Source organism: Streptomyces sp. NBC_01261 (assembly GCF_036226385.1).
Taxonomy (GTDB): Bacteria; Actinomycetota; Actinomycetes; order Streptomycetales; family Streptomycetaceae; genus Streptomyces.
The window spans coordinates 5,748,898-5,770,659 of sequence record NZ_CP108463.1; the positions used below are offsets into that span (position 1 = coordinate 5,748,898).

Below are 21,762 nucleotides of genomic sequence, written 5' to 3' on the forward strand. Positions count from 1 at the left end.
GCAATCCCGCCCCACTTGTGGGACAGACACCGAGCAACGCTGACTAAGGCTTACCAACGCAACACGCCGCAGCCGCTCCGGCCACCAGCCTGAGCCTGGCTTGTGCTGTGCCAGAAAGGGCGCTTCGTGGCCGATTCCGGCAACCCCAACGAGAACATCCCCTCCACCGACGCCGGCGCCAACGGCGGGGCTCACACCTCGAACGGCGAGGTCACCGCCTCGTACGACGCCAGCGCGATCACCGTCCTCGAAGGGCTGGACGCGGTCCGCAAGCGACCCGGTATGTACATCGGATCGACCGGCGAGCGCGGCCTGCACCACCTCGTGCAGGAAGTCGTCGACAACTCCGTCGACGAGGCGCTGGCCGGGCACGCGGACACCATCGACGTCACGATCCTTCACGACGGTGGCGTGCGCGTCATCGACAACGGCCGCGGCATCCCGGTGGGCATCGTCCCGTCCGAGGGCAAGCCGGCCATCGAGGTCGTGCTGACGGTGCTGCACGCGGGCGGCAAGTTCGGGGGCGGCGGTTACGCGGTCTCCGGCGGTCTGCACGGCGTGGGCGTGTCCGTGGTGAACGCGCTGTCCAGCAAGGTCGCGGTCGAGGTCAGGACCGACGGCTACCGCTGGACGCAGGACTACAAGCTGGGCGTTCCGACCGCCCCGCTCGCGCAGCACGAGGCCACCGACGAGACCGGTACGTCGGTCACCTTCTGGGCCGACCCGGACGTCTTCGAGACCACCGAGTACTCCTTCGAGACGCTGTCGCGGCGCTTCCAGGAGATGGCGTTCCTCAACAAGGGTTTGACGATCAAACTCACTGACGAGCGCGAGCTGGCGAAGGCCACGGCCGGTGCCGACGAGGCGGGTGCGGACGAGAAGGACGACGTCAAGACCGTCACGTACCACTACGAGGGCGGCATCGTCGACTACGTGACGTACCTCAACTCCCGCAAGGGGGACGTGGTGCACCCGACCGTCATCGACCTGGAGGCGGAGGACAAGGACAAGAGCCTGTCCCTTGAGGTCGCGATGCAGTGGAACAGTGGTTACAGCGAGGGTGTGTACTCCTTCGCCAACATCATCCACACGCATGAGGGCGGCACGCACGAAGAGGGCTTCCGGGCCGCGCTGACGTCGCTGATCAACAAGTACGCGCGCGACAAGAAGCTGCTCCGCGAGAAGGACGACAACCTCACGGGCGACGACATCCGCGAGGGTCTGACCGCGATCATCTCGGTGAAGCTGGCCGAGCCGCAGTTCGAGGGCCAGACGAAGACCAAGCTCGGCAACACCGAAGCGAAGACCTTCGTACAGAAGGCGGTCTACGAGCACCTCAACGACTGGCTCGACCGCAACCCGAACGAGGCCTCGGACATCATCCGCAAGGGCATCCAGGCGGCCACCGCGCGCGTGGCGGCCCGCAAGGCCCGTGACCTCACCCGTCGCAAGGGCCTCCTGGAGACGGCGTCCCTGCCGGGCAAGCTGTCCGACTGCCAGTCGAACGACCCCACCAAGTGCGAGATCTTCATCGTCGAGGGTGACTCCGCCGGCGGCTCGGCCAAGTCCGGCCGGAACCCGCAGTACCAGGCGATCCTCCCGATCCGCGGAAAGATCCTCAACGTCGAGAAGGCCAGGATCGACAAGATCCTGCAGAACCAGGAGATCCAGGCACTGATCTCCGCCTTCGGCACCGGAGTCCACGAGGACTTCGACATCGCCAGGCTGCGCTATCACAAGATCATCCTGATGGCGGACGCCGACGTCGACGGTCAGCACATCAGCACCCTGCTGCTGACCTTCCTGTTCCGCTTCATGCGGCCGCTGGTCGAGGCCGGGCACGTGTTCCTGTCGCGTCCCCCGCTGTACAAGATCAAGTGGGGCCGTGACGACTTCGAGTACGCGTACTCGGACCGTGAGCGCGACGCCCTGATCGAGCTGGGCAGGCAGAGCGGCAAGCGCATCAGGGAAGACTCGATCCAGCGCTTCAAGGGTCTCGGCGAGATGAACGCCGAGGAGCTGCGCATCACCACGATGGACCAGGAGCACCGCGTCCTCGGCCAGGTCACCCTGGACGACGCCGCGCAGGCCGACGACCTGTTCTCGGTCCTCATGGGCGAGGACGTCGAGGCGCGCCGCCAGTTCATCCAGCGCAACGCCAAGGACGTCCGCTTCCTCGACATCTGAGTCGGTCTCAGCTGACCGCATCAGGAAGGATCTTCACCAGCAATGGCCGACGAGAACACTCCCAGTACGCCTGAAGAGGGCGTCATCACCCAGCGCGTCGAGCCCGTAGGGCTTGAGACGGAGATGCAGCGCTCGTACCTCGACTACGCGATGTCCGTCATCGTGTCGCGAGCCCTGCCCGACGTCCGTGACGGCCTCAAGCCCGTCCACCGCCGCGTCCTGTACGCCATGTACGACGGCGGCTACCGGCCCGAGAAGGGCTTCTACAAGTGCGCCCGTGTCGTCGGCGACGTCATGGGCAACTACCACCCGCACGGCGACTCCTCGATCTACGACGCGCTGGTCCGCCTCGCGCAGCCGTGGTCGATGCGGATGCCGCTGGTGGACTCCAACGGCAACTTCGGCTCCCCGGGCAACGACCCCGCCGCCGCCATGCGCTACACCGAGTGCAAGCTGGCGCCGCTGTCCATGGAGATGGTCCGTGACATCGACGAGGAGACCGTCGACTTCACGGACAACTACGACGGCCGCTCCCAGGAGCCGACCGTCCTGCCGGCCCGCTTCCCGAACCTGCTGATCAACGGCTCGGCGGGCATCGCGGTCGGCATGGCCACCAACATCCCGCCGCACAACCTCCGTGAGGTCGCGGCGGGCGCCCAGTGGTGCCTGGAGAACCCCGAGGCCTCCCACGAGGAGCTGCTGGACGCGCTGATCGAGCGCATCAAGGGCCCCGACTTCCCGACCGGCGCGCTCGTCGTCGGCCGTAAGGGCATCGAAGAGGCGTACCGCACCGGGCGCGGCTCGATCACCATGCGCGCGGTCGTCGAGGTCGAGGAGATCCAGAACCGCCAGTGCCTGGTGGTCACCGAACTCCCCTACCAGACCAACCCCGACAACCTCGCGCAGAAGATCGCCGACCTGGTGAAGGACGGCAAGGTCGGCGGCATCGCGGACGTCCGCGACGAGACGTCGTCCCGTACCGGCCAGCGCCTCGTCATCGTCCTGAAGAGGGACGCGGTCGCCAAGGTCGTACTGAACAACCTCTACAAGCACACCGATCTGCAGTCGAACTTCAGCGCCAACATGCTGGCCCTGGTCGACGGGGTGCCGAGGACCCTCTCCCTGGACGCGTTCATCCGGCACTGGGTGGCGCACCAGATCGAGGTCATCGTCCGCCGGACGAAGTTCCGGCTGCGCAAGGCCGAGGAGCGGGCGCACATCCTGCGCGGCCTCCTGAAGGCCCTGGACGCCATCGACGAGGTCATCGCGCTGATCCGGCGCAGCGACACCGTCGACATCGCGCGCACGGGCCTGATGGGCCTCCTGGAGATCGACGAGATCCAGGCGAACGCGATCCTGGAGATGCAGCTCCGCCGACTGGCCGCCCTGGAGCGCCAGAAGATCATCCAGGAGCACGACGAACTCCAGGCGAAGATCACCGAGTACAACGCGATCCTCGCCTCCCCGGTCCGCCAGCGCGGCATCGTCAGCGAGGAACTCGCCGCGATCGTCGAGAAGTTCGGCGACGACCGCAAGACGATGCTGGTGCCCTTCGACGGCGACATGTCCATGGAGGACCTGATCGCCGAAGAGGACATCGTCGTCACCATCTCGCGCGGTGGTTACGTCAAGCGCACCAAGGCGGACGACTATCGCTCCCAGAAGCGCGGCGGCAAGGGCGTCCGCGGCACGAAGCTCAAGGAAGACGACATCGTCGACCACTTCTTCGTGTCGACGACCCACCACTGGCTGCTGTTCTTCACCAACAAGGGCCGCGTCTACCGCGCGAAGGCGTACGAACTCCCGGACGCAGGACGGGACGCGCGCGGGCAGCATGTCGCGAACCTGCTGGCCTTCCAGCCGGACGAGGCGATCGCCGAGATCCTCGCGATCCGCGACTACGAAGCGACGCCCTACCTGGTCCTCGCCACCAAGGGAGGCTTGGTGAAGAAGACGCCTCTGAAGGATTACGATTCGCCCCGCTCCGGTGGTGTCATCGCGATCAACCTCCGTGAGACGGAGGACGGTTCCGACGACGAACTGATCGGCGCCGAACTCGTTTCGTCCGAGGACGATCTGCTGCTGATCAGCAAGAAGGCGCAGTCGATCCGGTTCACTGCCACGGACGACGCACTGCGTCCCATGGGGCGTGCCACCTCCGGTGTCAAGGGCATGAGTTTCCGTGAGGGCGACCAACTTCTCTCGATGAATGTTGTTCGACCCGGTACGTTCGTGTTCACTGCCACAGACGGCGGGTACGCGAAGCGGACCGCCGTCGACGAGTACCGCGTCCAGGGTCGCGGCGGCCTGGGTATCAAGGCCGCCAAGATCGTCGAGGACCGCGGTTCTCTCGTCGGCGCGCTGGTGGTCGAGGAGACCGACGAGATCCTCGCCATCACGCTGTCCGGCGGTGTGATTCGTACGCGAGTCAACGAGGTCAGGGAGACGGGCCGTGACACCATGGGCGTCCAACTGATCAACCTGGGCAAGCGCGATGCCGTCGTCGGTATCGCTCGTAACGCCGAGGCGGGACCCGAGGCGGAGGAAGTCGTCGGCGACGAAGCCGTCGACGAGACCACCGAGGGTGTCGCGACCACCGGCACGGACGAGGGTGACGCACCCTCGGACGAGTAGCACGAGGAGAGAGTCATCGTGAGCGGAGCCACGGGCGCCGGATCGACCGGTACGGACACGGACGGCGGCGGCCGTGGCTCCGCCGCGAACGCGACAGATCCGCACACGACCCAACTGCGGGCGATCGACGTGAAGAAGACGGACGCGCACTCGCCCGACACGCATGGATCCCAGGGGGGAACTGTGACGGACACCCGAGGTCCGCAGACCCAGCAGCAGTCCGCTGGGGCGGGCCCGGCCGCGCCGGGCGCCAAGGCGCCGGCCCAGCCCGCCGCACCGGCCGCGCCGCCGGGTTCCCCCTTGCCGGGCGAGCGTCAGCCGCAGCAGACGGCGGGGCCGTACCACCCGCCGCAGGCCTACCCCACGCAGTCGCCCGCCGCCGCCCAGAGCGGTGCCGTACGCAGGCCGCGCACGGGCGCTCGGACCGCGCCGCGCACCCGCAAGGCGCGGCTGCGGGTGGCCAAGGCCGACCCGTGGTCCGTGATGAAGGTCAGCTTCCTGCTCTCCATCGCGCTGGGCATCTGCACGGTCGTGGCGTCCGCGGTGCTGTGGATGGTCATGGACGCGATGGGGGTCTTCTCGACGGTCGGCGGCACGATCTCGGAGGCGACCGGCTCGAACGAGTCGAACGGCTTCGACCTGCAGTCCTTCCTGTCCCTCCCGCACGTCCTGACGTTCTCCGGGATCATCGCGGTCATCGACGTCGTCCTGGCCACGGCCCTCGCGACGCTGGGTGCGTTCATCTACAACCTCTCCGCGGGCTTCGTCGGCGGCATCGAGCTGACGCTCGCCGAGGACGAGTGAGAAGGCGGACGACACGACGGGCGAGAAGCCGGGTGAACGCGGGTTGAAACCCCTGCCGACGGTCCTGTGACTATCGATTTTGGGACTGCCCGTGTCGTGCGCTAATCTTCAGGAGTCAGCGCGCGGGACACACTCCGCAAAGCGCGGCGGGGCTATAGCTCAGTTGGTTAGAGCGCATCCCTGATAAGGATGAGGCCACAGGTTCAAATCCTGTTAGCCCCACCAGCACGAAGACCCCCAACCGGTTGCGGTTGGGGGTCTTTGGCGTCTACGGGCAGGGCGATCAGGCCCGGCGGAATTTCGGTTGCCGTGTCCCCCTGGTGGCCGCTGATACTCGCCCATGAGCAGATTCGCCGAGGTCGTCGTGTTGGCCAGGGACGCACGAGACATCATGAAACCGCTGACCGAGCGGGACGAAAGCCGCCCGTGGACAGGTGAGTTCGTCGACGTCGGCCACGGCATGTTCGACGGCTGGGCCATCGAGTTCGTACGACGGAGCCGATGGGCCGGGCTGCTGGGGCACCTTGAGTCTCTGCCCTGGCCGTCGCCGCACACCGTTCAGGTGCTGATCCACGACGAGGAGGACGACTGCTTCGGCGTGTGGATGATCCATGACGGCCGGCTTGTGGAAGTGCCGTTGCCGCGCACCCGGCGGGACTTCTGGACCAATCACTACACGGGGGTGGTCGATCCGGATTGCCCCGGGATTCTGGTCCGCACGGACGGGCCGTTCGGTGGGGCCGGGGAAGGCTGAGCCGCGCGCACGCCGGAAGACCCCCGGCCACGGTGGGCCAGGGGTTCTCGGGGTCCTCTGTGTTGTCTCTGGAGCTTTGTACGCAAGTTCGCCGCTGTGTCAGAGAGGGCGGACGGTCGGGCAAGTCGGGCAGGTCGGGCAAGTCGGGTAGGGCCAGGGAGGCTCGCGGGCCTGGGTGTCGGCGCGCAGGTCAGTGCTGGAGGGGCCGGAGGCAGCGCTGGACGGGCCTGAGGTAGTGCTGGGGGGCTGGGCCTGAGGCAGTGCTGGCGGGGGGCCCGGAGTGCTGCTGGAGGGACTCCGGTCAGCGCTGGAGCGGGGCTCCCGGCTCGGCGTGGTCCGTCTCCGTCGCGTCGGCCGTCTCCGCGGTCTCGTCCGTGTCCGTCGGCGGGCGGTGGCGGCAGCTGGGGGACTTGCCGTGGGCCTCGGCGCGGATGCGTTGCTTCATCGTGGGGGGCAGCGACCTGGTGAAGGACCAGGGGGAGGCCGCCGGTGTCGTGGTCTCGGCGACCGCGCTGGTGCTCGCCGCCTCGGTCCGCGGAGTCGCGGCGGCGACCGTCGCGGTGACCGTGATGAGTCCGAGCGCCGTGCACAGTGCCAGGAAGCCGGTGACGAAGGCGTTCCACAACTTCTGGACCTTGAGCTGGGCCATGGCCCCTCACTTTCAGGTTGGGCGATTTGCGTACTTTCCTCATGATGTGTATGGGGGTCGCGAAGTGGTGGACCGACGCCCATGGCGCGTCGATGTTCTGATGAACACCACTCGGATGGGCGCAAGAGGCCACAAAACGGCCGAATATGCGCGAAAGAAGGGCGAAGTAACCCTCCGTGGGGATGTGATCACCCTCAGATCGGAGCGGTCGCGTCCGCTCCTACTGCGCTGTCCCGGGCGGGAGTTGACCCCGGACGCAGGTCACTGATCGGTCTCGGTCGGTGTGTATAGTCGGGCGACAGAGGTCCCCTACGTCAAGGAAAGACGAGGTCGCGCGGTGAAGAAGCTTCTCCTGGTCGCACTGGCCGCCATCGGCGGGCTCCTCGTGTACCGCCAGATCCAGGCGGATCGCGCCGAGCAGGATCTGTGGACGGAGGCGACCGACTCCGTGCCCACGGGTTCCTGAGTACCGAGAACGAGTTCTGATCAAGCCCCGACCGCCTGGCGGTCGGGGCTTTGTGTTGCGCCCCTGCCCCGGTGCGGGTACGGCCGCCACGACCCAGGCGTTTCGGACACGCGTCCGCATTGCCGGGATGCCACGCGCGCGTGCGGGGCAGGATGGGCCACGTCCGGAGCAACGACGAGGGGTGGCGCGTGATGGGGCGGCGTACGGCGTGGTGGCGGACGACGCGGGCACAGGGCGGCCGTACGCCCGTCGCCGGGGCCGTACGACGTGTCGTGGTCCTCGCCGCGGTCCTGTGCGCGACGGCCGCCCTCACGGACCGGCCCGCCATGGCGGCCGGGTCGTCCAGCTCCTACGGCTACGACAAGGGCGACCGGGTTGTCGACGGAGCGACCGGCATCGCGGACGCCGAAGACCTGAAACCCGGTGGGACGTACAGGAGTTCCCTCTCGAAGGGGGCCGGCGTCTACTACGGCCTTGATCTCGACGCCACGTCGAACGCCTATGTCTCCGTGACCGCCGTGCCTCCGGCGGGCACCACCGTCGCCGCCACCGACGGCATCAAGGTGTCGATGCGGAACGCCAAGGGTTCCGGCTGCACGTACCGGAGCGCCACCTTCGGGGCCGGCCGGAGTCCCCACCCCGTGACCGCTTGGGCCGTGCGGGAGGCGGGCAAGGCGCTGTGCAAGGGGAGCGGCAAGTACTACGTGCTCGTCGAGCGCGTCGACGCGTCGGATTCCTCGTCGGACACCTGGGGGCTGGAACTCACCGCGGTGTCGGAACCCGCGCTGGCCCAGGCCGGCGCGACCGACGCGCCCCAGGTCTGGGACTCCGCGTCGCCCGAGGCCGTCACGGGGGAGGCGCGGCGCCGTGCGGGCGGTTCGGGCTTCGCCGGGGCGGTCGCCGTCGGGCAGGGCGCGTGGCGGGACGACATCGGGCCCGGCCGGACCCTCTTCTACAAGGTGCCGGTCGACTGGGGCCAACAGCTGTCCGTCACAGCCGAGTTGGGCGCTTCGGACGGCGGCAGCGGCTATGTGAACCGCGCGCTGGACCTGGCGCTCTACAACCCCGTACGCGCCTCCGTCGACCAGGCCGGCCTCGGTTACCGGGGCAGCGAGAGGTCGGTGGCACTGGAGCCCCTGCCGCCCGTCGAGTACCGCAACCGCTACTCCGTCGTCGACCACGAGAACGGGATGCGCTTCGCCGGGTCGTACTACCTCGTCGTGCACCTCGACGCGCAACTGGCCGACGACTTCGGCCAGGGACCGTTCCCGGTGACCCTGCGCGTGCGCGTCGCCGGTACGGCGCACGGCGGTCCCGGGTACGCGGGCCGGCCCGAGCCCCGGAGCATCTTCGACGTCACCGCACAGGACCAGGCGGCGGCCGTTACAGGGAGCGCCGGGGGAAGCGGGGGAGGCGGGGGAGGCGGCGACTCCGCGATGAAGGTGCTCGCGGTGGCCGGGATCGGCGCGGGCACCGTGCTGCTGGCCACGCTCGGCGTGTGGACGGTGTCGGCCCGGCGTCGGGAGCGGGACCGGGTTTCGACGGCTGCCCTGTAGCCGCCCTGCCCCTTCCCCGGTTCGGATTCCCGGTTCAGATGCGGGTCAGCGCCCAGAACCCCACCGCGTAGCAGGCCAGCGCGAGCAGCAGGACCGGGATCGCCACCCTCGCCGGTGGCCCGGGACGCCGCCGGGCCCGCCTGCCGCGGTGCTGCGGAACCGGCGGGGCCGACAGTGGAACCTGCGGGACCTGAGCGGTGTATGAAGCAGTAGAGGGATCAGCACGCGGCTGGGGGGAGGACAGGACATGCGTGAGGTCGTGCGGGGAGGAGTACTGGGGCGAGGGGGACATCGGTGGCTGGTACTGGCCGCCCTGGTGGGGCTGGGCTGTCTGATGTGCGGCCTGGCGTTTCTGCTCCGCCTGCGCATGGTCCGCCTGTTGTCCGTACGGGGCCTGCGGGGGCGGCAGATGGAAGCTGCCGGTGTCCGACATCGGGGGCGGGGACAGGGAAGGGGGCGGGGAAGTCGGCCGGGCCGGAGTCGGGGTGGGAGTTGGGGGCGGCGTCGGCTGGGAGGCGATGCCCTGGCGTGGATCGACGGGTACGGAGTCCGTGCCGGGCCAGGCCGAGTCGAGACCCTCGCCGCTGACACTGCCGGCATCGCCGACACCCCTGACACCGGCCCCCAGGCCGTTCTCGGGTTCGGGAGACCTGGACGACGAGGGAGTCGTCGTCGACCCCGTGTCCACCCCGGAAGCCCGCTTCAGCGGACCCTCGGGCGCGAACTCCGAAGGCAGGGGCCCGATTTGGTCGAAGATCTCGATCAACTCGTCGTCGGGGCCGGGCTCGGGCAACAGCTCCGCGGCTGCGGCAAGCGCCTTGCGTGCCCCCGTGGCCGTCCGGAAGCGGGCCTGCGGATCTGGCTGCAACAGCATCGCCACGACCTGCCACAGCGCCTCGGGAATGCCCTTGGGCGCCCCCGGAGTCCCATGCTCCGCGAAGTACTGCAGCAGCGCCTTGGAGTCCGGCTTGGCCCCCTCCAGCAGATACAGCGCCACCAGTCCTACGGCGAACAGGTCGGCGGGGAAGTCCGGCTCCGCTCCCATCATCTGCTCGGGCGCGAGGTAACCCGGCGTCCCGACCACGAGGTTGGTCTCCGTCAGGCGTGCCTCGCCCAGCCGCATCGCGATGCCGAAGTCGGACAGGCGCAGGCGGGGGCGGGCCGTGCCGGTGGCTTCGAGGAGCAGGTTGGCGGGCTTGATGTCACGGTGCACGACACCTTCCGCGTGCACCGCGGCGAGACCGGAGAGGAGCTGGTCGAGCAGCGTGCAGACGAACGCGGGCGGCAGGGGACCGTAGTCGCCGATGAGGTGGACGAGCGAACCGCCGGCCACCAGATCCATGGTGAACAGGACCTTGTCGTCGTCGGCGGCCCAGCTGGCCGGTGCGAGGACATGGGGGTGGTCGATGCGCAGTGCCTGTTCCCGGACGAAGCGCAGCAGGGAGTGCGCGTCGCTCTGCTGCAGGACCTTGGCGGCCACATAGCGGCGACGCCGGTGGTCCCAGGCGCGCCAGACCGCGCCGACACCGCCGCGTCCGATCGGGTCGACCAGTTCGTACCGGCCGGCGAAGACCTCACCCATGGCTGTGCGTCGCTCCTCCCCCTTCGGCTACCTCGGTTGCTTCCCCCGGGACGAGCGATACAACTCCCCCTCACGGCAGTTCCTCATGGGACTCCCTCGCGGATGTTCCGCACGTGCTCCCGGTGAGCGGCACGACCCCCCTCGTGCACCCCACCGGCCGCGTGCCCGGCTGCCGAACCCCCGATCGGCGGCCGGGCCGTGTGGCTCAGCTCTGGTGGGACTGGTAGTGCGCGACCGCGTCCGAGGTGCGGCCGGCGCCGTACACCCGGAGGAACTCTGCCAGTTCGGGGTGGGTCGGGGCGAGGGTGTCCGCCGCGTCGATGATGTCGCCCGCGGCGGCCACCGAGCGCAACAGCGACTGGATCTCGCGGACGACCCGCTTGACCGTGGGCGCTCCCGAACTGCTCGTCGTGGTCGTGGTGTTGCTGAGCACCGAGCCCCCCTGGGACTTCTTGATCTCGTCCATGCGCTCGGTCGCCTCGGCCGCGCTCACGCTGCCGTCCGCGACCTGTCCCGCCAGGTCCTGCAGCAACTGCACCCGCTGGACCACCGCGGGATTGCCGATCTTCGCCCGCTGACCGCTCATCAGCTGGGACAACATCGGCGCGGACAGTCCCAACACCCCCGCGAGACGAGCCTGGTTGAGCCCAAGATCGTCGATGAGCTTACGGAAGAGCGCCCCCAAAGGCTCCCCGTACCAATTCCGCTGCAGCTCCCGCGCTCTGGCGGTGGCTTCCTGCTGTGCGGCGTCCATTGCGTCTCCCCATCGCTTCCCCAAAACCGCGGTTCGCTCTAGCGAACCACGCCGAGCATCTTACGGAGAGTGGTCGTTCACCGGGACCCCCAAATTTTTGCGAGATACCCGGGGTGACCCGGTACGCTGGTCTCCGAAGCCCGCCGGTGTGTGGTTCTGCCGGTCGGACGCTTCTCTAGCGGGGCCTTAGCTCAGTTGGTAGAGCGCTGTCTTTGCATGGCAGATGTCAGGGGTTCGACTCCCCTAGGCTCCACATCCCGCACCGGCCGGTCGCCCTCAGTGGCGCCCGGCCGGTGTTTCTTTGTGCCCAGGAAGTGACGTGCGTCACGTAAAGGGCGATTGTTCGTTGCAGTTGTTTGCGCAAATATCGATGCCGGGTGGAGTCGGGGGTCTCGGACCGGCTGTCGGCGCGATGTGGGGATGGCGTGCCCGTGTGTGCGGGAGGTGTGTGAGCTGGTGTGAATACGGACGCGTAATCAGGGGTGTGCGGTCCGTTAAGGGAGTCTGTGCGCTGCTTGTACACCTAAGGCGTTGCAAACGTCATCGCGGCAACTTGCGTAAATCAAGAAGTCAAGGGCGTTCGATCCGGCCCCGGGACTGTTCCACGTGAAACATCGCCGCGGGGCAGGAGACCCTCAAGTCTCCTGCCCCGCGGCGATGTTGACGGTGTGTCGGACGTCAGCGGTGTTCGTCGCTCTCGGCGGCCTCGTCCTGGGCCTGCTTGGCCTCGACCTCGGGGTCGAGCACGGCCTCGGGGCTGCCGTCCACCGAGGTGAGGTGTCCCGTCTCGGGCACCTCGGTCGCGGCGGGCGGTTCGACCAGCCAGTCGGGGTTGGCCTGCTTGTCCCACCACTTCCAGGCGGCGAAAGCGCCGCCCGCCAGGATGCCCACAACCGCCAGCCCCTTCGCGAGCCGGCCGGCCCTCGCCCGCCGCTCGTGCTTGCGGACCAGCTTCTGGATCTCCTTGGGCGAGACCTGGCCACGTAGCGCGGCGAACGCGGCCGCACCACGCGCGGCGGCCTCGTCCCTGACCGGGCCCGCGGCGGCGACCGCCTGCTCGATCCTCGGCCGTGAGTACTCGGCGGCCTGCTGGGCAGCCTTGCGGGTACGGACGGCGGCGTCCTGGGCGGCCTGGTCGACCTTCGGCGGTACATGGGTGCGGGCCTGTTCCAGGCGCGGCACGACGTGGGCGTCGTACTGGACGCGGGCCTGGTCCGCGGCCAGCGACACCTTGGGCGCGAGACGTACGCGTGCCTCATGGGCGTAGTACGAGGCCCTGTCCTTGGCCGTGTCGGCGTAGGGCGCCACCACTTCCGCGGCGTGCAGCACGCTGTCCTTCGCCGAACCGGTCGCGGAGCGCACGCTGTCGATGCGGGTCACGAGTTCCTCCTCCTCGGTGGCGTACGGTTCTTCGTCTATCCACCCAATTACGGATCATGCCTGTCAGAGAGCGGCGAGGCATGTGAGGGCGGGCATCCGGGTCACGATCACGTGCAATAACGGATGAATACGCGGGAACGGGGGGTTGTCATCGACAATGCCACGGATCCCCGTGCCATGCCCCTGTCCCGGACCCACTCGGCCGGTTTTCCGCAAGCGGATCCTGTGGAATTGCCCCGAGAGATGGCCGTCGGGCGACGGGGTGCGGCGAGCGTGCGAGGATCTGGGGGTCACAGGAAGACAACGGAAGGCAGATCGTGGCCGAGCAGCTCTACGCCACCCTGAAGACCAGCCTCGGCGACATCGAAGTCCGGCTGCTGCCGAACCACGCGCCCAAGACGGTCAAGAACTTCGTCGAACTCGCCACGGGTGAGCGGGAGTGGACCAACCCCACCACCGGTGAGAAGGCCGCGGCCAAGCTCTACGACGGCACGGTCTTCCACCGGGTGATCAAGGGCTTCATGATTCAGGGCGGGGACCCGCTGGGCAACGGCACGGGTGGTCCCGGCTACCAGTTCGAGGACGAGTTCCACCCGGATCTGCGTTTCGACAAGCCCTACCTGCTGGCCATGGCGAACGCCGGGCCGGGCACCAACGGCTCGCAGTTCTTCGTGACCGTCTCCCCGACGGCCTGGCTGACCCGCAAGCACACCATCTTCGGTGAGGTCACCGACGCGGCGAGCCAGAAGGTCGTGGACACCATCGCGGCCACCGACACCAACCCGCGCACCGACCGCCCGGTCAACGACGTCGTCATCGAGTCGGTCGTCGTCGAGACCCGCTAGGGCCGGACAGGTCCTGGGGCCGGACGGGCCCGGATCCCAGGGTTGACACCAGTACTTACCGCCGGGAACCAAACGCCCCGCTCGTCCGTAAGGATGGGCGGGGCGGTGCATTGCGTACGAAGGATTGAGGGGACCCCATGGACCAGGCGTCAGGCAGCCCGCAGGGCCCGGAGGAACAGCGGCCCCAGGATGCCCAGAGTCTGCCGGTCTGCTACCGGCACCCGGACCGCGAGACCGGCGTCCGCTGCACCCGCTGCGAGCGTCCGATCTGCCCCGAGTGCATGGTGAGCGCCTCTGTCGGTTTCCAGTGCCCCGAGTGTGTCCGCGGCGGCTCCGGTACGGGGCATGCCCCGACGGCGGCCCAGCCGCGCACGATCGCCGGGGGGACGGTGGTGGCGGATCCGCGGCTCGTGACCAAGATCCTGATCGGTCTCTGCGTCGCTGCGTATCTGGTGCAGCGGGTGGTGGGCGACCGCTTCACCGAGCACTTCGAACTCCTCGGCCAGGCGTACGTCCCGCTCTTCGGCTCCGTCGAGGGCGTCGCCGAGGGCCAGCCGTACCGTCTCCTGACCGCGATGTTCCTGCATGCCAGCCCGATCCACATCATCTTCAACATGATGAGCCTGTGGTGGATCGGCGGGCCTCTGGAGGCGGCCCTCGGACGTGCCCGCTATCTCGCCCTGTACTTCGTCTCGGGCCTCGCGGGCAGCGCGCTCACCTATCTGATCGCCGCCCCGAACCAGCCCTCGCTCGGTGCCTCCGGCGCCATCTTCGGGCTCTTCGGCGCGACCGCCGTCCTGATGCGCCGGCTCCGGTACGACATGCGGCCGGTCATCGCCCTGCTGGTGATCAACCTGATCTTCACCTTCGGCTGGGCCAACATCGCCTGGCAGGCCCACATCGGCGGCCTGGTCGCCGGTGTGATCACCGGGTACGCGATGGTGCACGCCCCGCGTGAGCGGCGGGCCCTGATCCAGTACGGCACCTGCGCGGTCGTACTGGTCGTCGTCGTGGTGTTGACGCTGATCAGGACGGCTCAGCTCAGCTGATATCAAACCGTTGTCCACAGTGCGTGGCGGATCTTGTGCATACCGTGGAGAACAGCTGTGCCCCCTGTCACTGACCCGTGTTTATGCAGGTCAGGCAGGGGGCGAACAGGCTTACGGTTGCCGGTGTGTCAGTCACACCAGCGTCAACGCCCAGTGGGTTATCCACAGATCGTCGTTCTTTTTCCCCAGGCCTGCTGTGGATACTTCTCTGGCCTGTGGATAACTCAGCGGAAAGTCGTGGGCAGAGCTGCGTTCACCGGGCGGTGGCCGCAGCTTCGCCCGCTGCTCGCGGTGCTACTTCCACTGTGTGGAGACGCCGAACCCGGCGGCGATGAAGCCGAAGCCCACCACGATGTTCCAGTTGTCCAGGCTGTCGATGGGCATGGAGCCGTCGGTGACGTAGAAGACGACGATCCACGCCAGCCCGATGACGAACATGGCCAGCATGACCGGAGCGACCCAGGCACGGCTGTTCAACTTGATGGCGGTCGCCGCTTTCGCCGGCGGCGGCGTGTAGTCGGCCTTCTTGCGGATACGTGACTTCGGCACGAGGGTCTCTCCTGTCGATGCGCTGCGTGGCCGCGCAGGGAACTGGGGCGGGCTCCGGGGCAGCGTACAAGGGGACACTGAGTGCTCCCCCGGGCGTCCGTTAGCGTAGTGCTTCCGCGGCGCCGAAGGAGATAAGGGTACGTTGAGCAATTCTGCCGACTCCCCCGGGACGGGTACCAGTCCCACCCGTATCCGCCGTTTCCGTCCCGTGCGGATTCTCACGGTGGCCGTCTTCGCCCTCGCGGGGCTCATCTTCTTCACCAGTTTCAACACGGCCAAGGGCACCAACATCCGTACGGACGCCTCCTTGCTGAAGCTGTCCGACCTCATCCAGACCCGCAGCCAGAAGAACGGCCGGCTGAACGACGCCAACGGGGTCCTGCGCGACGAGGTCGACGCCCTCCGTAAGGAGGACGACGGCAGCACCGGCGCCGACGGCAAGAAGCTCACGGCACTGGAGCGGACCGCGGGCGCGCAGCGGCTCAAGGGCAAGGCCGTCACCGTCACCCTGAACGACGCCCCGCCCAACGCCACCGCCAAGCTCCCCGGCTACCCCGAGCCGCAGCCCGACTACCTGGTCATCCACCAGCAGGACCTCCAGGCCGTGGTGAACGCCCTGTGGCAGGGCGGTGCCAAGGGCATCAAGGTCATGGACCAGCGGCTGATCGCGACCAGCGCCGTGCGCTGCGTGGGCAACACCCTGATCCTCCAGGGCAGGGTCTACTCACCGCCGTACAAGATCACGGCGGTCGGGGACCCGGGGAAGCTGCAGGCGGCGCTGACGGCGTCCAAGGCGATCCAGAACTACAAGGTGTACGTCGACGTCTACGGGCTCGGCTGGAAAGTGACCGACGACGGGACGGTGACTCTTCCCGGGTACTCGGGCACAGTGGATCTGCACTACGCGAAGCCAGTGGAGTAGAAGCCAGTGGAGTAAGCGGCCGTACGGGAGCTGCCGGTGCGCGTGATCGTCAGGAGCGTAAGCGAACTCTGCATCACCGTAGGCACCTTGATCGTCCTCTTCGTGGTCTATGTGCTGTTCTGGACCGGTGTGAAGGCCGATCGCACGATGAGCGACCAGATCCACCAGCTGCGGAACCAGTGGTCGCAGCAGACCGCGCACCCCAAGGCATCCCCCGCGCCGGCGTCCGCCGCCTCGCCCGCTCCGGCGAGACCGGCCGCGTACAAGGACGGCAGGCCTTTCGCGATCATGTACATCCCGCGGCTTGGTTTCACGTGGAACAAGCCGGTCCTTGAGGACACCGCCGTGAGCACCCTGGAGAAGGGTCTCGGGCACTACGCCGGCACCGCGCGGCTGGGGCAGGTCGGCAACTTCGCGGTGGCGGGGCACAGACGGACGTACGGCAACCCCTTCGTGAACTTTCCGAAGCTGCGCGTGGGTGACGCGGTGGTGCTGACGGACGGGACCACCTGGTTCACGTATCGGATCGACAAAGGGCCTTACAAAACCGTTCCCACCGACATTGAGGTGATCGATCCTGTGCCACGTAAGTCCGGGTACACGGCCTCGGGCCGCTATCTCACGCTGACCACGTGCGATCCGGAGTGGGGGCACAGCCACCGGCTGATCGTCTGGGCCCATCTCGACTCCACACAGCCTGTGGAGGCCGGGAAGCCGGACGCGCTGCGCCGTTAGTCTGGTGACGTACGGCGTGAGTCTGGTGCCGTGGCGCGACGGAAGGGACGGCATGTACGGCTGGATCTGGCGGCATCTGCCGGGCAACGTGTGGGTCAAGGCGCTCATCTCGCTCGTCCTTGCCCTGGCCGTGGTCTACATCCTGTTCCAGTACGTCTTCCCGTGGGCCGAACCGCTGCTGCCCTTCAACGATGTGACGGTGGACAACCAGTGAGTGCACGGATTCTCGTCGTCGACAACTACGACAGCTTCGTCTTCAACCTGGTCCAGTACCTGTACCAGTTGGGCGCCGAGTGCGAGGTGCTGCGCAACGACGAGGTGTCGACGGCGCACGCCCAGGACGGCTTCGACGGCGTCCTCCTCTCGCCCGGCCCCGGCACCCCCGAGGAGGCCGGCGTCTGCATCGAGATGGTGCGGCACTGCGCCTCGACCGGGGTTCCCGTCTTCGGCGTCTGCCTCGGCATGCAGTCGATGCAGGTGGCCTACGGCGGTGTCGTGGACCGAGCCCCCGAACTGCTGCACGGCAAGACCTCGCTCGTCGAGCACGAGGGCAGGGGCGTCTTCGCCGGACTGCCCTCGCCCTTCACGGCGACCCGCTACCACTCGCTGGCGGCCGAGCCGGGGACGGTCCCGGCCGAGCTGGAAGTCACCGCCAGAACGCACGACGGCATCATCATGGGCCTGCGCCACCGCGAACTGCCCGTCGAGGGCGTCCAGTTCCACCCGGAGTCGGTGCTCACCGAGCACGGCCACCGGATGCTGGCCAACTGGCTGGTGGAGTGCGGCGACCAGGGTGCCGTGGCGAGGTCGGTGGGGCTCGCCCCGGTGGTGGGCAGGGCCACGGCGTGACCGCGCTGCGCCCCGAGCGCGAGTCCGAGGCCGCGTACGGGGAGCAGCCGTACGCGCAGCCGTCGTACGGGGAACAGGGTGGGTTCGACCAGTGGCACGGCACGCAGGCTCAGGGCGCGTCCGGGGTGCCGTACGGACCGATCGACGAAGAGACCGTCGCGCTGCGGATAGTGGACCTCCCACAGGAGCGGACGGGCCACGGTCGGTCCATATCGGCGCCTGACGCCTCATCCGCCTCCTCTGCCACAGGAACCCCCACGGGTGGCCGTGCGGCCCGCAGAAAGGCCGCCAAGGGGCGGCACGGGCGTCATGGGGCCGGCGGAGCGGCGGAGGAGACCACCGAGACCTCGTCGGCAGCGGCCTCGTCCGGTGCCGGCGCGTCCCTCTCGCGGGTCGAGGCACGGCGGCGGCAGCGGGCGAACAAGCCGGGTGCCGCGGTCGTCGCGAGCCGGGCCATCGGCGAGGTGTTCATCACCACCGGCGTGCTGATGCTGCTGTTCGTCACCTATCAGCTGTGGTGGACGAACGTACGGGCGCACGCGCAGGCCGGCAGCGAGGCGAGCCAGCTCCAGAACGACTGGGCGAGCGGCAAGCGCGCGCCGGGAGAGTTCTCGCCGGGGCAGGGCTTCGCCATCCTGCACATCCCCAAGCTGGACGTGGTGGCGCCGATCGCCGAGGGCGTCAGCAACAAGAACGTGCTCGACAAGGGGATGGTCGGGCACTACAGCGAGGGCACCCTCAAGACCGCGATGCCGGACGCGAAGACCGGCAACTTCGCGCTCGCCGCGCACCGCAACACCCATGGCGAACCGTTCCGGTACATCAACCAGCTCAAGCCGGGCGACGAGGTCGTGGTGGAGACCCAGGAGACCTACTACGTCTACAAGATGACGAAGACGCTGCCTGTGACGGCGCCGAGCAACACCAGCGTCATCGACCCCATCCCCAAGGGCTCGGGCTTCACCAAGCCCGGCCGCTACATCACGCTGACGACCTGTACGCCGGAGTTCACCAGCAAGTACCGGCTGATCGTCTGGGGCAAGATGGTCGAGGTACGGCCGCGCAGCAAGGGCAAGCCGGATGCGCTCATCGAGTAAGGGCAGATGAACGTGGCAGCGACCACCGACGACACCGAAGAGCAGACCGACACGCCCGCCTCCCCGCCGGACCGCCCCCGCGGTACCGGCCCGGTCGCGACGGCGGTCAGCCTCTTCGGTGAACTCCTCATCACGGCGGGCCTGATCCTCGGCCTGTTCGTCGTCTACTCCCTGTGGTGGACGAACGTCGTCGCCGACCGCACGGCCGACAAACAGGGCGACAAGGTCCGGAACAACTGGTCCAAGGACGAGGACACCGGTCCCGGCGCCCTCGACACCAAGGACGGCATCGGCTTCCTGCACGTGCCCGCCATGAAGAACGGCGAGGTACTGGTCGAGAAGGGCACCGAGACGAGCGTCCTCAACGACGGCGTCGCCGGCTACTACACCGACCCGGTCAAGGCCGCCCTCCCGACCAACGGCAAGAACGGCAACTTCACCCTCGCCGCCCACCGCGACGGCCACGGCGCCAAGTTCCACAACATCGACAAGCTCAAGAAGGGCGACCCGATCGTCTTCGAGACGAAGGACGACTGGTACGTCTACAAGGTCTACGACATCCTCTCCGAGACCTCGAAGTACAACGTCAAGACCCTCGCCCAGATCCCCACGGAGTCCGGCAAGAAGAAGGCCGGCCACTACATCACGCTGACCACCTGCACGCCGGTGTACACGTCCCGGTACCGGTACGTGGTGTGGGGCGAGTTGGTCCGCGTCGACAAGGTGGACGGTGCGCGGACACCGCCGAAGGAGCTTCGCTGACGGCGGGGTCGTAGCGCACCGTCCCGTAGCGCACCGGACGTACGAAAGAGCCCCGGCACCCTTCTGAGGGTGCCGGGGCTCCGTCATGTCGTAACGGTGTGCCGCCTATCCGGAGTTGCCCCCGAAGAAGCCGCCGCCACCGTTGTTGTTGCCTCCGTTGCCGGTGCCCACGCTGGTGAGGGTGACCTGCGTGTTGCCGGGGTCGTCCACCTGGTTGCCCGAGCCCGGGTCCTGCTGGGTCACGATCGCGTTGTCGCCCTGATCGCTGTTGTCGGCGAACTGGATGTTGGTGAAGCCGTTCTGCTGCAGGATCTGCTTGGCGTTCGCCACCGTCTGGCCGACGACGTTCGGGACCTGGGTCTGGGAGACCTTGCCGATCTGGATGTTGACCGACGAGTTCTTGTCGACCTGCGTCCCGGCCGTGGGAGAGGTCGAGACGACCTTGCCGTTCAGGTTGTTGTCGGTGGTCGTCACCTCGGTGCAGTTGCCGACGAGGTTGTTCTGCTGCATCTGCGCCTTGGCGTCGTCACAGCTCTTGCCGCTGACGTCCGGGACCGTGGACTTCGCCTGGGCCTTGGCGACGGTCAGGGTGACGGTGGTGCCCTTCTGGACCTCGGCGCCGAGGGCGGGGTCCTGATCCAGGACGGTGCCGGGGTCCTCGCCGGACACCTTCTCCTTCTTCTCCACCTTGAACTGGTACTTGTCGCCGGTGAGCGTCTCGGAGGCGTCGTCGAAGCTCTGGCCCACGACACTCGGTACGACGACCTTCGGGGCGCCGGTCGAGACGACCAGATTGATGGTGTCGCCCTTGTTGACGTTGGTGTTCGGCTTCGGGTCCTGTGAGCAGACGCTGCCCTTCGGCGCGTTCTCGCAGGCCTTTCGGGTGGGCTCGGCCAGCTTCAGGCCGGAGTTGACGGCCATGCTCTGCGCGCTGGCGTAGGTCTGGCCGACGAAGTTCGGAGCCGCGAACGGTTTGTCCGCGCCCCCGTTCCCGCTGAACGCCCACTTCCCGATCAGGATCGCGCCCACCAGCACCAGGACCGCCGCCACGACCAGCAGGATCGTCGAAGTGTTCGACTTCTTCTTCTGCTGGCGGCGCCGGTCGGGGCGGTCGTCGTAGCCGAAGCCGCCGTCGTCCGGGTTCATGGGGGGCAGCATCGTCGTGGCGCCGGCGCCCGCGTCGGAGCGCAGGGCCGTCGTCGCCTGGTCGTCGCCGTAGCCGCCGTAGCCGACCGAACCGAGCGCCGCCGTCGCCGCGACCGGCTGGCCGTCGAGGCAGGCCTCGATGTCGATGCGCATCTCGTCGGCCGACTGGTAGCGGTAGTTGGGGTCCTTGACCAGGGCCTTCAGGACGATCGCGTCCATCTCGGGCGTGATCTCGCCGTCGAAGACGGACGGTGGCTGCGGCTCCTCGCGTACGTGCTGGTACGCGACCGCGACCGGGGAGTCGCCCACGAAGGGCGGCCGTACCGTCAGCAGTTCGTAGAGGAGGCAGCCCGTCGAGTAGAGGTCCGAGCGGGCGTCGACCTGCTCGCCCTTCGCCTGCTCCGGGGAGAGGTACTGGGCGGTGCCGATCACCGCGGACGTCTGGGTCATCGTCATGCCGGAGTCGCCCATCGCGCGGGCGATGCCGAAGTCCATCACCTTGACCTGGCCGGTGCGCGTCAGCATGACGTTGGCCGGCTTGATGTCGCGGTGCACGATGCCGGCCCGATGTGAGTACTCCAGGGCCTGGAGGATCCCGATGGTCATCTCCAGCGTGCGCTCCGGCAGCAGCTTGCGGCCGCTGTGGAGGAGCTCACGGAGGGTGGAACCGTCGACGTACTCCATGACGATGTACGGGATCGAGACCCCGTCGACGTAGTCCTCGCCCGTGTCGTAGACCGCGACGATCGCGGGATGGTTGAGCGAGGCGGCCGACTGGGCCTCCCGGCGGAACCGGGCCTGGAAGGAAGGGTCGCGCGCAAGGTCGACGCGCAGCGTCTTCACCGCCACCGTGCGGCCGAGGCGTGTGTCATGGGCGAGGTAGACCTCCGCCATGCCACCACGGCCGAGCACGTGGCCCAGCTCGTACCGGCCGCCGAGGCGACGCGGCTCTTCCATAGTTCCCTACCAGCCCTCTCCGTCGGTCCCGATCCGCACGGGTGTGCGGTCGGAGGCTAGCCGTCCGGGCCTACCGTACCCGGCT

General features: G+C 68.1%; 20 protein-coding genes and 2 tRNA genes. 16 read left to right on the top strand and 6 right to left on the bottom strand.

Annotation, left to right across the window (positions count from 1 at the left end; translation table 11 throughout):
• The first annotated feature begins 126 nt into the window (after positions 1-126).
• The 5 genes from gyrB to OG226_RS25355 all read left to right on the top strand — a co-directional run bounded on the left by gyrB (position 127) and on the right by OG226_RS25355 (position 6,379).
• The gene (gene gyrB / locus OG226_RS25335) at positions 127-2,187 is read left to right on the top strand and encodes a DNA topoisomerase (ATP-hydrolyzing) subunit B (RefSeq protein WP_328681390.1); all 2,061 of its coding nucleotides are present in this window, start codon (positions 127-129) and stop codon (positions 2,185-2,187) included.
• Between the two features lie 42 nt (positions 2,188-2,229).
• A complete protein-coding gene (gyrA, locus tag OG226_RS25340) occupies positions 2,230-4,821 on the top strand; it encodes a DNA gyrase subunit A (protein WP_328681388.1) in 2,592 nt (863 codons plus the stop codon).
• 18 nt (positions 4,822-4,839) lie between these two features.
• Positions 4,840-5,625, top strand: coding sequence for a DUF3566 domain-containing protein (locus OG226_RS25345; protein ID WP_329350112.1), 786 nt, complete (start codon positions 4,840-4,842; stop codon positions 5,623-5,625).
• Positions 5,626-5,773: 148 nt separating this feature from the next.
• Positions 5,774-5,850, top strand: a tRNA-Ile gene (locus OG226_RS25350).
• Positions 5,851-5,965: 115 nt separating this feature from the next.
• The gene (locus tag OG226_RS25355) at positions 5,966-6,379 is read left to right on the top strand and encodes a hypothetical protein (protein ID WP_329350113.1); all 414 of its coding nucleotides are present in this window, start codon (positions 5,966-5,968) and stop codon (positions 6,377-6,379) included.
• A gap of 301 nt (positions 6,380-6,680) precedes the next feature.
• On the opposite strand, the gene OG226_RS25360 is transcribed toward OG226_RS25355, so the two are convergent.
• Positions 6,681-7,028, bottom strand: coding sequence for a DUF6344 domain-containing protein (locus tag OG226_RS25360; protein WP_329350114.1), 348 nt, complete (start codon positions 7,026-7,028; stop codon positions 6,681-6,683).
• A gap of 337 nt (positions 7,029-7,365) precedes the next feature.
• Between OG226_RS25360 and OG226_RS25365 the strand changes: the two genes are divergently transcribed.
• Together OG226_RS25365 and OG226_RS25370 are read left to right on the top strand one after the other, a co-directional pair.
• Positions 7,366-7,494, top strand: coding sequence for a DLW-39 family protein (locus tag OG226_RS25365; protein WP_003999697.1), 129 nt, complete (start codon positions 7,366-7,368; stop codon positions 7,492-7,494).
• A gap of 152 nt (positions 7,495-7,646) precedes the next feature.
• Positions 7,647-9,050 (top strand): hypothetical protein, encoded by a 1,404-nt coding sequence (locus OG226_RS25370; protein WP_329350115.1) that lies wholly within the window; start codon positions 7,647-7,649, stop codon positions 9,048-9,050.
• 34 nt (positions 9,051-9,084) lie between these two features.
• On the opposite strand, the gene OG226_RS25375 is transcribed toward OG226_RS25370, so the two are convergent.
• On the bottom strand, positions 9,085-10,632 hold the full coding sequence (locus tag OG226_RS25375; RefSeq protein WP_328681358.1) for a serine/threonine-protein kinase: 1,548 nt from the start codon (positions 10,630-10,632) through the stop codon (positions 9,085-9,087).
• A 205-nt stretch (positions 10,633-10,837) separates the two neighbouring features.
• Positions 10,838-11,386 (bottom strand): helix-turn-helix domain-containing protein, encoded by a 549-nt coding sequence (locus OG226_RS25380; RefSeq protein ID WP_019055167.1) that lies wholly within the window; start codon positions 11,384-11,386, stop codon positions 10,838-10,840.
• Positions 11,387-11,566: 180 nt separating this feature from the next.
• Here OG226_RS25380 and OG226_RS25385 point away from each other — a divergent pair.
• A tRNA-Ala gene (locus OG226_RS25385) sits at positions 11,567-11,639 on the top strand.
• A 425-nt stretch (positions 11,640-12,064) separates the two neighbouring features.
• On the opposite strand, the gene OG226_RS25390 is transcribed toward OG226_RS25385, so the two are convergent.
• Positions 12,065-12,766 (bottom strand): DUF5324 family protein, encoded by a 702-nt coding sequence (locus OG226_RS25390; RefSeq protein ID WP_329350116.1) that lies wholly within the window; start codon positions 12,764-12,766, stop codon positions 12,065-12,067.
• Between the two features lie 317 nt (positions 12,767-13,083).
• On the opposite strand from OG226_RS25390, the gene OG226_RS25395 reads away from it, so the two are divergent.
• Positions 13,084-13,611, top strand: a complete 528-nt coding sequence (locus tag OG226_RS25395) for a peptidylprolyl isomerase (RefSeq protein ID WP_329350117.1) — start codon at positions 13,084-13,086, stop codon at positions 13,609-13,611.
• Positions 13,612-13,748: 137 nt separating this feature from the next.
• Positions 13,749-14,660, top strand: a complete 912-nt coding sequence (locus OG226_RS25400; RefSeq protein ID WP_329350118.1) for a rhomboid family intramembrane serine protease — start codon at positions 13,749-13,751, stop codon at positions 14,658-14,660.
• A 294-nt stretch (positions 14,661-14,954) separates the two neighbouring features.
• Here OG226_RS25400 and crgA read toward each other — a convergent pair whose 3' ends face one another.
• Positions 14,955-15,209: a cell division protein CrgA gene (gene crgA / locus OG226_RS25405; protein WP_033285718.1), complete on the bottom strand. Its 255-nt coding sequence runs from the start codon at positions 15,207-15,209 to the stop codon at positions 14,955-14,957.
• Positions 15,210-15,351: 142 nt separating this feature from the next.
• On the opposite strand from crgA, the gene OG226_RS25410 reads away from it, so the two are divergent.
• The 6 genes from OG226_RS25410 to OG226_RS25435 are packed head-to-tail and all read left to right on the top strand — an operon-like array spanning position 15,352 to position 19,574.
• Positions 15,352-16,131: a DUF881 domain-containing protein gene (locus OG226_RS25410; protein WP_328681345.1), complete on the top strand. Its 780-nt coding sequence runs from the start codon at positions 15,352-15,354 to the stop codon at positions 16,129-16,131.
• A gap of 36 nt (positions 16,132-16,167) precedes the next feature.
• Positions 16,168-16,866 (top strand): class E sortase, encoded by a 699-nt coding sequence (locus tag OG226_RS25415; RefSeq protein ID WP_329350119.1) that lies wholly within the window; start codon positions 16,168-16,170, stop codon positions 16,864-16,866.
• A gap of 16 nt (positions 16,867-16,882) precedes the next feature.
• Positions 16,883-17,080: a hypothetical protein gene (locus OG226_RS25420; RefSeq protein ID WP_026150117.1), complete on the top strand. Its 198-nt coding sequence runs from the start codon at positions 16,883-16,885 to the stop codon at positions 17,078-17,080.
• Positions 17,077-17,715 (top strand): aminodeoxychorismate/anthranilate synthase component II, encoded by a 639-nt coding sequence (locus tag OG226_RS25425; RefSeq protein WP_328681339.1) that lies wholly within the window; start codon positions 17,077-17,079, stop codon positions 17,713-17,715. The genes OG226_RS25420 and OG226_RS25425 overlap by 4 nt, the downstream gene beginning before the upstream one ends.
• Entirely contained in the window at positions 17,712-18,812 is a 1,101-nt protein-coding gene (locus OG226_RS25430) for a class E sortase (protein ID WP_328681338.1), read from the top strand. Before OG226_RS25425 ends, OG226_RS25430 begins: the two co-directional genes overlap by 4 nt.
• A gap of 6 nt (positions 18,813-18,818) precedes the next feature.
• Complete coding sequence (locus OG226_RS25435) at positions 18,819-19,574, top strand: class E sortase (protein WP_328681336.1); 756 nt, start codon at positions 18,819-18,821, stop codon at positions 19,572-19,574.
• Positions 19,575-19,679: 105 nt separating this feature from the next.
• Here OG226_RS25435 and pknB read toward each other — a convergent pair whose 3' ends face one another.
• A complete protein-coding gene (gene pknB, locus OG226_RS25440) occupies positions 19,680-21,677 on the bottom strand; it encodes a Stk1 family PASTA domain-containing Ser/Thr kinase (protein WP_329350120.1) in 1,998 nt (665 codons plus the stop codon).
• Positions 21,678-21,762: the final 85 nt, after the last annotated feature.

Excerpts from the sequence above, each read along its gene's own strand:
- pknB (WP_329350120.1), bottom strand. The coding sequence starts at position 21,677 with ATGGAAGAGCCGCGTCGCCTCGGCGGCCGGTACGAGCTGGGCCACGTG.
- OG226_RS25355 (WP_329350113.1), top strand. The coding sequence starts at position 5,966 with ATGAGCAGATTCGCCGAGGTCGTCGTGTTGGCCAGGGACGCACGAGAC.
- OG226_RS25435 (WP_328681336.1), top strand. The coding sequence starts at position 18,819 with ATGAACGTGGCAGCGACCACCGACGACACCGAAGAGCAGACCGACACG.
- OG226_RS25400 (WP_329350118.1), top strand. The coding sequence starts at position 13,749 with ATGGACCAGGCGTCAGGCAGCCCGCAGGGCCCGGAGGAACAGCGGCCC.
- OG226_RS25380 (WP_019055167.1), bottom strand. The coding sequence starts at position 11,386 with ATGGACGCCGCACAGCAGGAAGCCACCGCCAGAGCGCGGGAGCTGCAG.
- OG226_RS25370 (WP_329350115.1), top strand. The coding sequence starts at position 7,647 with ATGGGCCACGTCCGGAGCAACGACGAGGGGTGGCGCGTGATGGGGCGG.
- OG226_RS25360 (WP_329350114.1), bottom strand. The coding sequence starts at position 7,028 with ATGGCCCAGCTCAAGGTCCAGAAGTTGTGGAACGCCTTCGTCACCGGC.
- gyrA (WP_328681388.1), top strand. The coding sequence starts at position 2,230 with ATGGCCGACGAGAACACTCCCAGTACGCCTGAAGAGGGCGTCATCACC.
- OG226_RS25375 (WP_328681358.1), bottom strand. The coding sequence starts at position 10,632 with ATGGGTGAGGTCTTCGCCGGCCGGTACGAACTGGTCGACCCGATCGGA.